General features: G+C 66.9%; 16 protein-coding genes. 7 read left to right on the forward strand and 9 right to left on the reverse strand.

The window, feature by feature from the left end:
- The 6 genes from FQU96_RS39445 to FQU96_RS39470 all read left to right on the forward strand — a co-directional run.
- A partial coding sequence (locus FQU96_RS39445) for a glycerate kinase (protein ID WP_255468848.1) occupies nt 1–1,137 on the forward strand: 1,137 nt, incomplete at its 5' end.
- 51 nt (nt 1,138–1,188) lie between these two features.
- Complete coding sequence (locus FQU96_RS39450; RefSeq protein WP_146546924.1) at nt 1,189–2,499, forward strand: MFS transporter; 1,311 nt, start codon at nt 1,189–1,191, stop codon at nt 2,497–2,499.
- A 41-nt stretch (nt 2,500–2,540) separates the two neighbouring features.
- Nucleotides 2,541–3,962: a pyruvate kinase gene (gene pyk / locus FQU96_RS39455; RefSeq protein ID WP_146546973.1), complete on the forward strand. Its 1,422-nt coding sequence runs from the start codon at nt 2,541–2,543 to the stop codon at nt 3,960–3,962.
- Nucleotides 3,963–4,078: 116 nt separating this feature from the next.
- Nucleotides 4,079–5,008 (forward strand): hypothetical protein, encoded by a 930-nt coding sequence (locus tag FQU96_RS39460; RefSeq protein WP_146546925.1) that lies wholly within the window; start codon nt 4,079–4,081, stop codon nt 5,006–5,008.
- 262 nt (nt 5,009–5,270) lie between these two features.
- A complete protein-coding gene (locus FQU96_RS39465) occupies nt 5,271–6,176 on the forward strand; it encodes a hypothetical protein (protein ID WP_146546926.1) in 906 nt (301 codons plus the stop codon).
- 11 nt (nt 6,177–6,187) lie between these two features.
- On the forward strand, nt 6,188–6,535 hold the full coding sequence (locus FQU96_RS39470; protein ID WP_146546927.1) for a hypothetical protein: 348 nt from the start codon (nt 6,188–6,190) through the stop codon (nt 6,533–6,535).
- A gap of 18 nt (nt 6,536–6,553) precedes the next feature.
- Here FQU96_RS39470 and FQU96_RS39475 read toward each other — a convergent pair whose 3' ends face one another.
- The 6 genes from FQU96_RS39475 to FQU96_RS39500 all read right to left on the reverse strand — a co-directional run bounded on the left by FQU96_RS39475 (nt 6,554) and on the right by FQU96_RS39500 (nt 9,909).
- The gene (locus tag FQU96_RS39475) at nt 6,554–7,417 is read right to left on the reverse strand and encodes a class I SAM-dependent methyltransferase (protein ID WP_146546928.1); all 864 of its coding nucleotides are present in this window, start codon (nt 7,415–7,417) and stop codon (nt 6,554–6,556) included.
- 11 nt (nt 7,418–7,428) lie between these two features.
- Nucleotides 7,429–7,779, reverse strand: coding sequence for a VOC family protein (locus FQU96_RS39480; protein ID WP_146546929.1), 351 nt, complete (start codon nt 7,777–7,779; stop codon nt 7,429–7,431).
- A gap of 1 nt (nt 7,780) precedes the next feature.
- Complete coding sequence (locus FQU96_RS39485) at nt 7,781–7,957, reverse strand: ribbon-helix-helix protein, CopG family (protein ID WP_146546930.1); 177 nt, start codon at nt 7,955–7,957, stop codon at nt 7,781–7,783.
- An 81-nt stretch (nt 7,958–8,038) separates the two neighbouring features.
- Complete coding sequence (locus FQU96_RS39490; RefSeq protein WP_146546931.1) at nt 8,039–8,686, reverse strand: hypothetical protein; 648 nt, start codon at nt 8,684–8,686, stop codon at nt 8,039–8,041.
- Nucleotides 8,687–8,749: 63 nt separating this feature from the next.
- The gene (locus tag FQU96_RS39495; protein ID WP_218575060.1) at nt 8,750–9,721 is read right to left on the reverse strand and encodes an NADP-dependent oxidoreductase; all 972 of its coding nucleotides are present in this window, start codon (nt 9,719–9,721) and stop codon (nt 8,750–8,752) included.
- Entirely contained in the window at nt 9,718–9,909 is a 192-nt protein-coding gene (locus FQU96_RS39500; RefSeq protein WP_146546932.1) for a hypothetical protein, read from the reverse strand. Before FQU96_RS39500 ends, FQU96_RS39495 begins: the two co-directional genes overlap by 4 nt.
- 42 nt (nt 9,910–9,951) lie before the next feature.
- On the opposite strand from FQU96_RS39500, the gene FQU96_RS39505 reads away from it, so the two are divergent.
- A complete protein-coding gene (locus tag FQU96_RS39505) occupies nt 9,952–10,380 on the forward strand; it encodes a hypothetical protein (RefSeq protein WP_146546933.1) in 429 nt (142 codons plus the stop codon).
- Between the two features lie 13 nt (nt 10,381–10,393).
- Here FQU96_RS39505 and FQU96_RS39510 read toward each other — a convergent pair whose 3' ends face one another.
- The 3 genes from FQU96_RS39510 to FQU96_RS39520 form a co-directional block, all read right to left on the reverse strand.
- Nucleotides 10,394–12,013 (reverse strand): hypothetical protein, encoded by a 1,620-nt coding sequence (locus FQU96_RS39510; RefSeq protein ID WP_146546934.1) that lies wholly within the window; start codon nt 12,011–12,013, stop codon nt 10,394–10,396.
- A gap of 103 nt (nt 12,014–12,116) precedes the next feature.
- Nucleotides 12,117–13,136 (reverse strand): 50S ribosomal protein L3 N(5)-glutamine methyltransferase, encoded by a 1,020-nt coding sequence (gene prmB, locus FQU96_RS39515; RefSeq protein ID WP_146546935.1) that lies wholly within the window; start codon nt 13,134–13,136, stop codon nt 12,117–12,119.
- 161 nt (nt 13,137–13,297) lie between these two features.
- Nucleotides 13,298–14,257, reverse strand: a complete 960-nt coding sequence (locus tag FQU96_RS39520) for a tripartite tricarboxylate transporter substrate binding protein (RefSeq protein WP_178131095.1) — start codon at nt 14,255–14,257, stop codon at nt 13,298–13,300.
- Nucleotides 14,258–14,541: the final 284 nt, after the last annotated feature.

Raw genomic sequence — 14,541 nt, forward strand, 5'->3', positions numbered from 1 at the left:
CTGAGCTCCGCCATGGCCGCCGCGGTCGAGGCGCACTGGCCGGCGGACCTCTCGGGCCTCGTCGTCACGCGCTACGGGCACGGCCAGCCGTGCGCGCGCATCGAGGTGGTGGAGGCGGCGCATCCCGTGCCGGGCGACGCCGGGCGGCGTGCCGCCGAGCGACTCCTCGGCCTGGTTCGGGGCCTCACCGCGGACGACCTCGTTCTGTGCCTCCTGTCGGGCGGCGGCTCGGCGCTGCTGTCCGTACCGGCGCCCGCCGTCCCGTTTGCCGACAAGCAGGCGCTCAACGCCGCGCTCCTGCGCAGCGGGGCCGCGATCGGCGAGATCAACTGCGTGCGCAAGCACCTGTCGCTGATCAAGGGCGGCCGCCTGGCCGCCGCGGCGTTTCCGGCCCGCGTGGTGTCGCTCATCATATCGGATGTCCCCAACGACGACCTGTCGACCATCGCCTCGGGGCCCACCGTGGGTGATCCGACCACGCGCCACGATGCGTGCGCGATCCTGGCGAAATACGCGCTCGCGGTGCCGCCGGCCGTCCTCGACCACTTGAACGATCCCCGGTCCGAAACGCCGAAGCCAAGCGATTCCGTCTTTGCGCATGTGCGCCATGTGCTCGTCGCGACGCCACAGGCCGCACTCGAGGCGGCGGCGTCGGTCGCCGAAGGCGCAGGGTATCGACCCCTGATCCTCGGCGATTCCATCGAGGGCGAGGCACGCGACGTCGCCCGCGAGCACGCCGGCATCGCCTGGCACTGCGCGCGCTTCGGTCAGCCGGCGGCGGCGCCCTGCGCCATCATCTCCGGCGGCGAAACGACGGTGTCGGTTCGCGGACAGGGGCGCGGCGGGCGCAACACCGAATTCCTGCTCGCGCTCGCCGTGGCGCTCGACGGGCATCCGGCCGTCGCGGCGATCGCCGCCGATACCGATGGGATCGACGGCAGCGAGGACAACGCCGGAGCGATCCTGACGCCGAGCACGCTGCGGCGCATGAGAGCCGCCGCCATCGATCCCGGGGATCGACTGGCACGCAACGACTCGCATGCGGCGTTCGCCGCCATCGGCGACCTTGTCGTCACGGGCCCGACGAGAACCAACGTCAACGATTTCAGGGCGATCCTCGTCGAGAAGGGCACCTGACGTCGAGCCGACACGCCGTCCAACAAACCGTCAAGACATGAGGAAACGAGCATGACTTTGGAGACTGCCTTGCCGCGCGCCGATGCATCCGGCGCGGAGTCAGTGCGCACGAGCGGATACCGCAAGGCGACGCTGCGGATCATTCCGTTCCTGTTCGTCTGCTACTTCTTCGCCTACCTGGACCGGGTCAATGTCGGCTTCGCCAAGCTGCACATGCTGTCGGACCTGCAGTTCAGCGAGGCGGTCTACGGCCTGGGCGCCGGGATCTTCTTCATCGGCTACTTCTTCTTCGAACTGCCCAGCAACCTGATCATGCATCGCGTCGGCGCGCGCCGCTGGATCTCGCGCATCATGATCAGCTGGGGGCTGATTTCCGCGGCCATGGCGTTCGTCACGACGCCGGCGATGTTCTACATCCTGCGCTTCCTGCTGGGTGTCGCGGAAGCCGGCTTCTTCCCGGGCATCATCCTCTACCTGACCTACTGGTATCCGGCCGAGCGGCGTGGGCGGATCGTGTCCATGTTCATGGCCGCGATCCCCGTCTCCGGCCTGCTCGGCAGCCCGCTGTCGGGCTACATCCTGGACTCGTTCCAAGGCGTTCACGGTTTTGCGGCCTGGCAGTGGCTGTTCGTGATCGAGGCGCTGCCGTCGTGCATCCTGGGCGTGATCCTGTTCTTCAGTCTGGCCGACAAGCCGGCGCAGGCGCGCTGGCTCACGCGGCCGGAAATCGATTCGATCGAGGCGGATCTCGCGGCCGAAACGGCGAAGCAGGATTCGCATTCGCTCAAGGCGGCCCTTTCGGATGGCCGGGTATGGCTGCTCTGCCTGCTCTACTTCGGCATCCAGATGGGCGTCTACGGCATGACCTTCTGGCTGCCCACGATCGTCAAGGGCTCGGGCTTCTCGTCCGGCACCATGATCGGCGTGATGACCGCCATTCCCTATCTCGCCGCCACGATCTTCATGATCGCCATGGGGCGTTCGGCCGACGCATCACGCCGGCGGCGGCTCCATGTCGCCGTGCCGATCGTGTTGGGAACGATCGGACTCGTCGGATCGGCCGCCTTCGCCGGCAATCCCGCGATCGCCATCGCCTGCCTGACGCTGGCCACGATGGGAACGCTGACGGCGCTGGTCCTGTTCTGGTCGCTGCCCACGGCTTTCCTCGGCGGCCTGGCGGCCGCCGGCGGTCTTGCCATCATCAATTCGGTGGGAAACCTGGCGGGTTTCGTCAGCCCGTATCTCGTCGGCCTGATCAAGGACGCGACCCAGAGCACGAACCCGGCGCTCTACGTCATTGCAATCGCGGTCCTCGGGTCAGGTCTACTCCTGCTGCGCGTTCCGACGGCCGTCGATCGTTGATCACCGCATCTGTTTGATGGGGAAGGGGGCATGTCGTGAGCATGATGGTTCGGCGTCGGCGCAATGCGAAGATCGTCGCCACGGTCGGCCCGGCCAGTCAGCATCCCGACATGCTGAGGGCTCTCTTCCTGGCTGGCGCCGATACGTTCCGCCTGAACTTCAGTCACGGATCGCGCGAGACGCACGCCGGTGCCTATCACGCGATCCGGCAGCTCGAGCGGGAAGTGTCGCGGCCGATCGGGGTTCTCCAGGACCTGCAGGGACCGAAGATCCGATTGGGCCTGCTCGAGGGCGGCACGTACGCGGTACGCGCCGGCGACATCATCCGCTTCCATCACGCGGCGGCGGGTGATCCGCGACACGGCCTGCCGCTTCCGCATCCTGAGGTGTTCGCTGCGATCGCGCCGGGGAACCAGGTTCTGATCGATGATGGGCGCGTGCGCTGCATCGTCGAGCGCCTCGACCATGACCATTTCGATGCACGGGTGGTGACCGGCGGCACGGTCGCGAGCCGCAAGGGCGTGAACCTGCCCGACACCGTTCTCAGTCTGTCGCCGCTCACCGCCAAGGACAGGGAGGATCTGGCGTTCGGCCTCGACCTCGGGGTCGACTGGATCGCGCTGTCCTTCGTCCAGACACCGTCCGATATCATCGAGGCCAGGGCGGCGATCGGCGACCGCGCCGGCTTGATCGCCAAGATCGAAAAGCCGGCGGCGCTGGCGCGGATCAGCGACATCATCGCCCTGTCGGATGCCATCATGGTCGCCCGCGGCGATCTCGGCGTGGAGATCCCGAGCGAAGAGGTGCCGGGCCGGCAGAAGGAGCTGGTTTTCGACTGCCGTCGGGCCGGCAAGCCGGTCATCGTGGCGACGCAGATGCTCGACTCGATGGTGGCGGCCGCAGGCCCGACGCGGGCGGAAGCCGCCGATGTCGCGGCCGCCATCTATGAAGGCGCTGATGCGGTGATGCTGTCCGCCGAGTCGGCGACCGGCCGGTATCCCGCTGAAGCGGTATCGATGATGGATCGCATCATCCGCCAGACCGAGCGGCACAAGCTCTATCCGGCATTGGTGCGCGCCGCCGAGCCGTTGCTCGAGGACACCCCGGCGCACGCGGTCTCGGCGGCGGCGGCCGACATCGCAACCGCGCTGCCGGTCGCGGCGCTGGTGGCCTTCACCGAACGCGGCGTTACGGCAGCGCGCGTGGCGCGCAAGCGGCCGGGCGTGCCCATCCTGGCTGTCACGCCATCCGAACGCGTCGCGCACCGGCTGTGCCTGTTCTGGGGTGCCCACAGCCTGCATGCCGAAGGCGTCCGGTCCTACGAAGAGATGGTCGATCGCGCGGCCCGTCTCGTGGTCGCCGAGGCGCTCGCCAATGCCGGCGATCTCATCGTCGTTGTTGCGGGAATACCGTTCGGCGCTGCCGGGGCGACGAACAACATCCGGCTGACGCGCGCCCGCTGATGGTGGGCAGATCGATCCGGTTTTGGGACCAAAACGGATCATCTTGCCGGTTGGGATAATGGAGGGAACGGTGACGGACTGGTACGACTCCCGGTAGGCAGAGGGGAGCTGAGACCATGATCACGGCAGAAGAGAAGGCTGCGCTCGAACGCTTGATCGGACAGAAGGCGAAAGCCTTCCGCACCCACGAGAAGCTTCTTGCCAAGGAGATCAGCAAAGGCGCCAAACAGACGGCTTTCCACACCATCTCACGCCACGGCTATCAGACCGGTTGGGAAGCACAGCTGGTCCGCCTGATGACCAGCGAGACGCCGGACCAACCCTTTGCCCTGACCGGCGTTCGCGGCACGATCCTGCAGTGGGACACGTCCGGCGGCGACACGGTGACGGCGCCGGGCCGCACGCGGAACATACGCTACGCCGAAGCGGACAGTGTGGGTGCCTTCCTGAACCCCGAAGTGGAGGTTGCCGCGATCAACGCGGCTGTGACGCGAACAGCCGATCTGAGATCCGGGATGTGGGCTGAGATGATCACCGGGCACGGTGCCCGTGAGGCGAGGACGTGGTGCAAGTACAAGTACATCGAAATCATCGTCCATCCGCCGTTCGAGATCTGCGGCATCAGTTTCGTGCGCGATCAGAGCAAGCCGAAACGATCACGGGATGAGTTCGAAACGGCGTTCAAGGACTACCTGGAAGGGGGCAAGATCCTCAAGGGCAAGACGGTCTCGCTGCACGATGAGATGGTGTACCGGCAGGCCAAGGCCAAAGGCACCGAGATCCCGGCCTACCTCGTGGCCAAGATGCAAACGCGCTTCCCCAACCTGTCCGATCTTCTCGACTACCTGCATGTCCAGGCGATCTCGATGAAGAACGTGCGTCTGGTTCTCAAGCGGGTTCCGGACAACAGCGTCCAGTGGAAGCTGCACACAGCCTACGCGGTGAACCAGGCGCCGATGATCCGGCCCGACGCGCCCGGCCGGTGGAACGGGCGGATCAAGTCGCACGACACCGGTCCGGCGCGCCTTCTGTCCACCATCGTGTGAGGCGGGCGGCACCAGCCCTCACAACGACGATGCCGTGAAGCCGGCGATCGCGAATCCGCGCGACGGATTTGATCGACCGCCGCTGTCGCGTTGAGGACGGCTACCGTCACGGCGCCGCGCCCGCGTCCGTCCACCAAATCACCTTCCGTACAGTCCTTCCCCCGGCTTGGCTCCGGCATTTGTTCGCGTGCCAATTTTCTCAATATTGATATTGATCAATCACTCATTTTTTGTACACTGGGAAAGTCGCAGGGGGCCCAGGATGAAAAAGAAGATCAGTTTCGCGAAGTTCGATGCCGAGCTGAATACCGATTGTTGCGATCCCTACAACAATGCGGAGCTGACGTTGACGCTGCGCATGGGGTTCAAGCAGATCAACCCCTCAGGCGGCGCGGACAAGGGGACCTACCATGACTATGGTGACGCGACCGAGCCGACGCGCAAGATCATCAAGTGGACGGCCACCTCGTGGACGAACTGGAAGACGAACTTCGTCTCGTCGGCCGAGGCGTTCTGGACCGGCAAGTTCTGGCTGATCAACGATTCCGGCAGCTTTCCCTTTACGAAGGGAACGGCCACCTACTATCCGAACGTGTGGTGCCGGTTCAAGCTGGTCGGGAACGAATCGACGGTGGCCGGCAACCATCACACGATCGACGTCGTGCGCCTGGACCCGAGCGAGAGCTGGTTCGGTTCGCACTCCACGCTGTATGACAGCAAGGACACGAACAGCGTCAAGAAGGCCACGACCAGCGCCGGCAAGAAGGTGATGCAGCGGGCCCATGTGCACGAGGTCGGCCATCTGCTCGGCCTCGATCACGTCGACGTCGGCAAGCCCCATTGCCCGGCGGCGGGCGATACCAACGCCGGCATGTGCTACGGCGTTGCCGACGCCGACAAGCTGGCGGTGATGGGCTCGGGCATGCAGCTGCGGCTGGAGAATGCCTATCCCTGGCGCGAAGCGCTGCGTGCCTTCGCGCTGGAAGAGCTGATGATGGCGGCGATGGGGAACCCCTTGCTGCTCGCCCTGGGCCGTGTTTCCTTGTCCATGCCCGTCGCGTCGATCACGTCGGTATGGCCGGCGAAGATGCAACGGCACTACCCGAGGACGGAGGCGGAGTTGAGGGCGGGAACGATGATCACCGCGCGCCCCAAGCGACCGCTCTGATGGAAGAACGCATGAAACCACACAGGCGCGTGGGCGTTATCGCTCTTGCCGCGGTACTGGCCATGGGGCCGTACCTGCTGATGCCGGGCAAAGCCGATGCCCAACAACCGAGGACGTGCACCATGGACCCGGTACAACAGTCGATCTGCGTCTACCAGGCTATCCTTGCCGACGTGGCCAAGACCTACACCCAGCGCGGCGGTGGCGGGATCAGCTCCATCGTGCAGAACTCGACCACGACCTTCACCGTGCAGATCGCCCAGGAAGGCCGCAAGGACGTGCTGAACTACACCGTGAAGATCGGCGCCGACGGCAAGGTCGAGATCGTCGAGCGCAAGGAAGGCACGCGGTCCTACTAGCCGGCTGCGTCTCGCCGTTCACGACGTGCGCGCTACGACCAGCTCCTCCGCATTGAGGGGCGGGCGCAGGCCGTCGGTCCTGTCCGCAAAGTAGCGCCGGGTCAGCCACGCGGCCGATACATGCTCGACATCCTTGAAGCCGGCGTCGCGCGCCAGGTGGATCATGTCCGCCGGCGTGAAGAAGCTGATGAAGGGCGTTCCGCTCGCGCGGGCGCCTTTGGCCGCCATCTCGAGCCCTGGGCGAACGTCGGGATCCGCCAGTTCCAGCGGCAGCAGAAATGACATGACGAACGTCGATCCAGGCGCCAGTGCCGCCATCTGGCGCAAGGTGGCCGTGATGGCTTCCGTTGTGAGATACATGCTGACGCCGGTGGAGACCACGACCGCGGGCTTGTGTGTGTCGAAGCCGCTGCCGACGAGCCGGTCCCACCATGCGCCATCGGCCTCGAAATCGACAGGCACCAGCCGCAACCAGTCGGGGACGCCGAAACCGAGGTCGGCCAGCCGTTGGCGCTTCCAGGCCTGGGGGCCGGGCTGGTCGATCTCGAACACCGTGAGGCGGGACGCGATGTCGGGCCGCCGCTGGGCGAAGCTGTCGAGGCCGGCGCCGAGGATGACGTATTGACCGACGCCGCAGCCGGCCTGTGCCGCGACATGATCTTCGATGAAGCGGGCACGGGCCACGATTGAGGCGCGGAACGACCGCGTGAACTGCGGATTCATGTCCCCGCGCTGGCGCCAGTCCGGACCAGGCGCCAGCAGCGTGAGGCCGATCGTGTCTTCCAGCACGTGCGGCGGCGCATCGATCTCGACATGCAGAGCACGCCAGAGGGCGACGCGCGCGGCCGTGCTGTCAGGTGCCGCATCGTGCCTGTCGCTCACGAGCGCAACCCTCAGGTCTTCGCCTTGCCCGGCGCCTGAAGCCGCCAGATGCGCCCGTCGGGATCACGCACGGTCATCTCCCGCGTTCCCCAATGCGTGTCTTCGAACGGCGTCACCGCATCGACGATGGGCCGGGGCTGGAAGGCGGCTTCGTCCGGCACCGTCAGCACCGCGTGCGCCTCGGGTTTCTGGCTGGCCGGCACCTCGGCGATGAAGAGATAAGGCCCGCTGCCGTTGCGCAACTGGCCGGAATTGTGATCGGTCTCGAATTCGAGCGTAAAACCCAGTGCCTGGAAAAACTTGGCGGCCTTGCCCCAGTTGTGTGTTGTCAGGAACACGGCCTCGATGCCTGCGGTGGTCATATCATTTCTCCTTGCGCGACGATCGCCGCTGAGGCTGCTGCGCGTCGAGGTAGGCGTGCAGCGCCTCGGCCACGAGCGCCGAGAGCGACAATTCTGCTTCGATCGCGTGATGCTTGACCCGCCGGATCAACCCCACCGGCAGATACACGTTGAATTGCTTCACGTCGTCGTCAGCCATGCTTGCTAGATTGCTAGCATTATAGCATCGAGTCAAGCCACGCGCTTGCCGGAAGTTCCAGTACGGGCAGCGCTCGGTGTACTACGGCTTGTCGAGGATCGGCTGGCCCAGGCGCTCGGCGATCTGGGTGACCCGCCAGTCGGGCGGCGGGCCGCCTGTCGTTCGCAGCAGCGGCAGCGTGCGCCGCCGCCGCGGGTGGAGCAGGAACAGCCAGCCGGTGGTGGTCTTGCGCCGCAGGACCGGGCGCCACGACGTATCGTTGGCGTCGCGCCAGGCGCCGGAATTGTTCACGCGTTCCTCGTGGGTGCGCGTGTGGGCAAACGCGTAGAGCCCGCGATAGGACGCCAGGTCTTCGCGCCAGCGCCAGGGCAGGATGCCCAGAAGGCGCTCCTCGACCTCGACGTTGCCGTTGGTGATCGTCGCCTTCAACCGCCGGGGCAGGATCCACCACGCCAGCGGCACCCCCGCGGGAGCGGCCGCCGCCAGCAGGGCAAACAGCCAGTCGAAGATGTCCGCCAGCCCGAACACCAGGGCGATCAGTCCGAAGACGACAACGGCGATGATCGCGAACGTGATCAGGATCGCCGGCCGCGCGCCGTCCTCCGGTGTCAGCTCCAGCACCATGCCGTCGGGGTGCCAGCCCGTGCGCGGATGGGTGAAAGAGAGTTTCAGGTCCTGCCAGTCGCTGAGGATCGAGGGATGCATCGCGGGCGCGATGCTTGGCGACACGCGGCTGTCATGTCAACCACGTGTGACCGGCGACGTGAGCCGCTTGCGGCATGGGCTGTTCGCTCAAGGCAGACGCAGCGCCAGCTTGCCGACGAAGTGGGTGTCGAGGACCCGGTGCGCTTCGACGATCTGCTCGAGCGCGAACGTGCGGGCGACATGGACCGTGAAAGGACCCGAGGCGATCAGGCCGTTGAGCCGTGTGGTTGCCGCGGTGCTGCGATCGCCGTTGTAGAGGTGCAGCGGTACGCCGGCCCGGACCTGCGGCTGGGGCATCACACCATGAGGGCAGGCGACCCGGCCGCCGTCCCGCACGGCCGTTGTCGCCCGATCGGCGATCGCGCCGCCGGCGGTGAAGAGGGCGGCGTCGCGACCGTCGGGCGCGAAGGCGTGGGCCGCGGCCACCACGTCGTCCTTGCGGCCGTCGACGACGGCGTCGGCCCCGAGGTCCCTGGCCAGCGCCACGCCGTCATCCCCTGACGCCACCGCCAGCACGCGCACGGCATGGCGTTTGGCCAATTGGACGGCCATGTGTCCGATACCGCCGCTGGCGCCGAAGACCATCAGCGTGTCGCCCGATTTGAGGGCGAGTGCGTCCAGGCCGCTCAGCGCGGTCAACGCGTCCCACGGCATGACGCCGGCCTGCGCCATCGTCAGCGCGTCGGGGACCGGTGCGACATGGTCTTCCGCCACGACCGCGTACTGGGCGTAGAAACCGCCCCGGGGCAGCGGCATCGAGGCGGCATACACGCGATCACCGTCCTTGAAGCGACGGACATTCGCCCCCACGGCCGCGACGGTGCCGGCGCCGTCCCAGCCGAGGATATAGGGAAACGTGGAGGCGAAGCCGAAGGCGCCGTCGTAGCGTCCCTCGCGCTCGTCGACGTCCCACGACGCCACGCCGGCCACCTCGACCCGGATCAGGATGTCCTCGGGCCCGACCGCGGGTACGGGTACCGTCCGCAATGTGATCATCTCGGCGCCGCCGAATCCGTCGATGACGGCGGCCTGCATCGTGTCCGGTTTCACGTTCGTCATGACTTTTCTCCTGCCGCTTTTGCAGCGGATATCGGCGTGCGGTTGGCATCACATGGTGGTATATTACCATTAGTAATATAAAAAACTACTAACAGTAATTTGTGAGGAATGGCCATTCGCAGCGGCGTGCACCCAATCGCCGGCAAACAGCCGCCCAGCGCCACAATCTTTCCACGCTTGACGGCCATCACTGGTGTCCCGTGGTCCCCTGGATCGGGAGGATTGCCCTGATGAAGAAGGTTGTCGTGGCGCTGGGCGTGGCCGCGGGTCTGGCCGCCTGCGTGCCCCAGGAGCCGCCGTCTGCAACGCTCGAGCGCTTCGAGCCCAACCCCAGCGGCGGCGCGATCTACATCCTGCGTGGCCGTGATCCGGTTTTCCTGGGCGTGGCGCCCGTCAAGCTCGACGGCCAGCCCGTGGCGTCACTGCGCCGTGACGACTACGTGCGGCTGGATGTGGCGCCCGGCCAGCATCGCATCACCTGCGGCGAGGCTGACACGTCGGCGCAGGCCGTCGACATCGTGCCCGGCCAGACGGTTTTCTTCGATACCTTGCTGCGGGTCGGCTGGGTGTCGGCGCCGGAGTGCACCCTGATGCCGCTGGATGAGCCCAGTGGACGGCAGCGGGTCTCGACGGGCAAGCGGGTGGGAGCAGGACCGTAGCGAACCGGCGCGGTTACCGGCGCCGGCGTGTGAGGACAATCCAGCTGCGCCCTTCCAGGCGCCGCTCGAAATGCGCATCGAGATAGCCGGCATACGTCGCCTGCGCCGTTTGCGTCCAGGCGACGTTGGTCGCGAACTTGGGAATGAGGACGCGATCGACCTCGGCCAGGTAGGTTTCGGCCGGCAATGTCGGCGCCCCCATGCCGGACCACAGATTGCCGCCGCGCGGCGGCTCGAGCCCGAGCATGAAGGGCAGTGGATCGACCTGGTCGAAAACCGCGATCTTGCCGGTGGCGAGGCCGTTGTCGCGCAGCAGTGCGGCGGCTTCCTCCAGGGTCTGCACATACTCGAACGGTGACAGCTCGTAGCGCGGCCGCACCGCACGCGCCCGGTTGAGCAGGCGGGGACCGCCACGGCCTCCAGCGAAGGCCGCGATCACGCCGTCGGGCTCGGCCGGCACCGCGAGCCCGCGCAGGTTGGTGGCCTCGACGACCTTGAGGTTCCCGGCTTCGGTCCTGGCGTGGTAGCCCGCGATGCTGACGGTGGAACTGACGATCGCGGCGAGGGGAAACAACAGCAGTGCGCCCAGCAGCGCCGTCGAGGTTTGCTGGCGCTGCAGCGCCTGATAGAGCAGGAAGGCGATCACGACGGCGAGCGGTACGCTGTGCGACTGCGAATTCTGTGACAGCAGCCCCAGGCCGGCCAGCAGCAGGAAGGCCGTGGCGACCGGCACGGCCAGGCGCACCGTGCCGCGCCACCACAGCCACAACGCGATGCCCGCGGCCGCGACGTAAGGCGCGTATTCGGCCGCGTTCTCGGCGACGTCGTTGAAGTAGAAGGAGACGTCGTCGCGCACGACGCCGGCCTGCACCGTGGCCATCAGGTCCACGAGATAGAGCCGATTGAACGGTGCCAGGATCAGGGCGATGCCCAGCACGCAGACAGCCGCCCAGCCGCGCCAGCGCGCCGACACATGCGGCGAGACCGCCAGGGCGACAACAATGCTGGCGCCCGCGACCACGAAGTACGTCACCTTCAGATAGAAGAGCGCTGCCGTCAGCGCCGCGACCACGACCATGTCGGCGACATCTGTCCAGCCGCTGCGGCGTGGCGGCAGGAACAGGATCAGCCCGATGATGCTGATGCCCGCCCAGCCGTAGCGGTTGTAGCTCATGGCAAAGGAATAGGCGTTGGGCGAGTCGCCGACATTGGCGGGGCGCAGCACCAGAAGGCAGACGAAGACGACGAACAGCACCGCGGGGATCAGCGGCAGGCGGCGCCAGGCGGCGAGCGTCGCGCACGCGAAGACAACAGCCGCGGCAATGCCGACGCCGACCAGCAGCGCCTGTGGCGAAGCGCCCACCGTCAGGTAGCCGATGTAGGTCAGGAAGAACGTGAGCTGACCGACGGCCTCATGGAAATCGACATGCGGCACGTGGCCGGCGTGCAGATGCCAGGCGCCGGCCAGGTTGAACAGCAGATCCCAGGTCATCTCCGTCGACAGAACGACCGCGGGCGAAAACACGGCCCACGCCGCGGCGAGGACGACGATCCCGGCCACGGCCATCAACGGTCCCAGGGCGGTGTCGCGGTGAAAAAGCACTGATGCCAGACTGTCGTCGGGCTGGGTCATCGCGTCCATCTCCGCTGGCCACCGCCCCGTGGATGACGCGACGGTGCGGTAGGTCTGCGGCAGAGTCAGGGTCAAATTGTGACGATGCCGGTGTGATCCGGCCTCAGGTGGCGCGCTTCCTGGAGCGAGGCTTGTCCGTGGACCGTGCCGATATTGTCTGGAGCTCGCGCGACGTCAGCCAGAACACCTCGCCGTCGCTGCGCGCGGTGTCCAGCCAGAGGAAGGGCGTGCGCGGATAGGCCGCCTCCAGGATGTCGCGATCCTCGCCGATCTCGCATAACAGTCCGCCGTCAGGCTCAAGGTGATCCGCTGCCGCCGCGAGGATGCGGTGCACCAGATCGAAGCCGTCCTCGCCTGAGGCCAGCGCCATCGCCGGTTCGTGCCGGTATTCCGGCGGCAGTCGCTCCATGACCGCGCGGCCGACATAGGGCGGGTTGGTGAGGATGAGGTCGTAGCGCCGTCCGGCGAGGGGCGCGAAGAGGTCACCCTCGATCAGCCGGACACGGTCTTCCAGGCCGTGATCGCTGACATTCTCCGCCGCCAGTGCCAGCGCCTCCGCCGAGAGATCGACCGCGTCCACGGTGGCGTTGGGAAAGGCATAGGCGGCGAGGATCGCGAGCGACCCGCCGCCGGTGCACAGGTCGAGCACGGAACCCAGCGCCTGAGGATCGGCCACCAGGCCCGTGCCGTCGTCCGAGCCGTCAAACAGAGCGGATCGCAGCAGTTCGGCGATGTAGGAACGCGGCACCAGCGCCCGCTTGTCGCAACGGAACGGGACACCGCCGAGATAGGCGCGTCCGGTCAGGTATGCCGCCGGCAGGCGCTGGTCGACGCGCAGCGCAATGCGTTCGCCCAGCAGCGTCCGCTCGCGCGCCGTCAGCCGCGCGTCGGCGAAGGCGTTGAAATCATCGATCGGCAGGTGAAGGCTTTCCAGGATCAGGAACGCAGCCTCGTCGAGTGCCGTCGACGTGCCGTGACCGAAGTGAAGGCCGGCCGCCCGGAACGTGCTCACCGCGTAGCGCAGCGCATCGCGCAAGGTGATGAATTCGTGGATCTCACGTCGGGGGTCGGGCTTGCCTGCTGCCGTCGATGCGCGGGTGCGCGTTGGCGCTCTGCCGGGCATGTCACGCGTTCTCCTTCACCACGCACCTGTCGTCCCGAGCGCCCCTTCGGCGGGCTCAGGAGAGGGATCCAGGCGCCGTTCCTGGATCCCTCTCCTGAGCCCGCCGAAGGGGCGCTCGGGACGACAGGTGTATCAGCGACCGGCGGTTCCAGATACTGGCGTTATTCCGGTATCAGCTTCAGCCGGCGCAGCAGGTCGCGCTCCTCGTCCAATGTCCGCAGCATGGCGTCGCGGTAGGCCGGGCCGTCCAGCAGCAGCAGCGGCTGGTCCATGGCCTCGAGGAATTTCAGATGCTCGGGTTCCTGCGCTGCAGCGCGGAAGGCGTCGGCCAGGATGCGCACGACGGCGGGGTCCATGCCGCGCGGTCCGATCAGCCCGCCAGGACTGTCGACGGTGACGTCGATGCCGAGTTCGCGCACGGTGGGCGCGTCGGGGAAGCGGGCGGCCCGGTTGGCGGTGAACACCGCCAGCAGCCGCAACTGGCCAGCCCGCACCATCGGCGCCCAGCCCGAGGACTCCGAGGCGAAGTCGATCTCGCCGCCCAGCAGCGCCCGTAAGGTGTCGGCCGTGCCGCGATAGGGCGCGTGCGTCCAGCTCAGGCCCTGGGCGATGGCGACACGCTCCATGGCGAGGTGCTGGGTCGAGCCGATGCCCAGGGTGCCGTAGTTCAGCTTGCCGGGGTGGGCGCGGGCATGCGCCAGCAGATCGGGCAGCGTCCGCCACGGTGCGTCCGCGCGCACCACCACGCCCATCACGAAGCCGGTGATCTGCAGGATATAGGTCAGGTCGTTGATCGGATGGTACGTGAGCTTGTTCAGCAGCGGCTGGCGCAGCACGCTCATATGCATCTGCGAGATCACGTAGCCGTCGGGCTTGGCGTCCTGCAGCGCCATCGCACCCAGGATGCCTGAGGCACCCGACTTGTTCTCGACGATGATGGACTGTCCCAATTTGCGGGCGACCGACTCCGCGAGGATGCGAAAGCCGGCATCGGCAGGACCGCCGGCCGCCCATGGGATGATCAGGCGGATCGGGCGGTCAGGAAAGCGTGCCTGGGCGGCAGCCGCCCAGGGCAGGATCGAGGCCGTGGCCAGGACGGCCCGGCGCGTGATGCGGTTCATGCCCTCAGCTCCCCCGCCGACGTTACCCAGTGACCGCGTCGCTACCGATGGTTTCGATTCAGCCCGATTTTGGCAAGCGTTTGCTCTAGGCTGAGGAACATTTGCCGTAGCCACAGAAAAATTGATGCCTCGGGGGCCCCTGTGCACCGGTTCCCCTCGATCGCAATCGGCCTTAGTCTCCGCGGCGCGCGCATCACGGCGATCGCCGGCACGACAACCGATGCGCATGATTCTTCTCAGGCATGGAATACCTGAGCCATCAAAGGCGTTCGCGAGCGCGGAGG

This window comes from Reyranella sp. CPCC 100927, assembly GCF_007859315.1.
Lineage (GTDB): Bacteria > Pseudomonadota > Alphaproteobacteria > Reyranellales > Reyranellaceae > Vineibacter.

Excerpts from the sequence above, each read along its gene's own strand:
- FQU96_RS39500 (WP_146546932.1), bottom strand. The coding sequence starts at position 9,909 with ATGGCCGTCAAGCGTGGAAAGATTGTGGCGCTGGGCGGCTGTTTGCCG.
- FQU96_RS39450 (WP_146546924.1), top strand. The coding sequence starts at position 1,189 with ATGACTTTGGAGACTGCCTTGCCGCGCGCCGATGCATCCGGCGCGGAG.
- FQU96_RS39485 (WP_146546930.1), bottom strand. The coding sequence starts at position 7,957 with ATGGCTGACGACGACGTGAAGCAATTCAACGTGTATCTGCCGGTGGGG.
- FQU96_RS39480 (WP_146546929.1), bottom strand. The coding sequence starts at position 7,779 with ATGACCACCGCAGGCATCGAGGCCGTGTTCCTGACAACACACAACTGG.
- FQU96_RS39510 (WP_146546934.1), bottom strand. The coding sequence starts at position 12,013 with ATGACCCAGCCCGACGACAGTCTGGCATCAGTGCTTTTTCACCGCGAC.
- FQU96_RS39465 (WP_146546926.1), top strand. The coding sequence starts at position 5,271 with ATGAAAAAGAAGATCAGTTTCGCGAAGTTCGATGCCGAGCTGAATACC.
- FQU96_RS39505 (WP_146546933.1), top strand. The coding sequence starts at position 9,952 with ATGAAGAAGGTTGTCGTGGCGCTGGGCGTGGCCGCGGGTCTGGCCGCC.
- prmB (WP_146546935.1), bottom strand. The coding sequence starts at position 13,136 with ATGCCCGGCAGAGCGCCAACGCGCACCCGCGCATCGACGGCAGCAGGC.
- pyk (WP_146546973.1), top strand. The coding sequence starts at position 2,541 with ATGATGGTTCGGCGTCGGCGCAATGCGAAGATCGTCGCCACGGTCGGC.
- FQU96_RS39460 (WP_146546925.1), top strand. The coding sequence starts at position 4,079 with ATGATCACGGCAGAAGAGAAGGCTGCGCTCGAACGCTTGATCGGACAG.
- FQU96_RS39520 (WP_178131095.1), bottom strand. The coding sequence starts at position 14,257 with ATGAACCGCATCACGCGCCGGGCCGTCCTGGCCACGGCCTCGATCCTG.
- FQU96_RS39495 (WP_218575060.1), bottom strand. The coding sequence starts at position 9,721 with ATGACGAACGTGAAACCGGACACGATGCAGGCCGCCGTCATCGACGGA.
- FQU96_RS39470 (WP_146546927.1), top strand. The coding sequence starts at position 6,188 with ATGAAACCACACAGGCGCGTGGGCGTTATCGCTCTTGCCGCGGTACTG.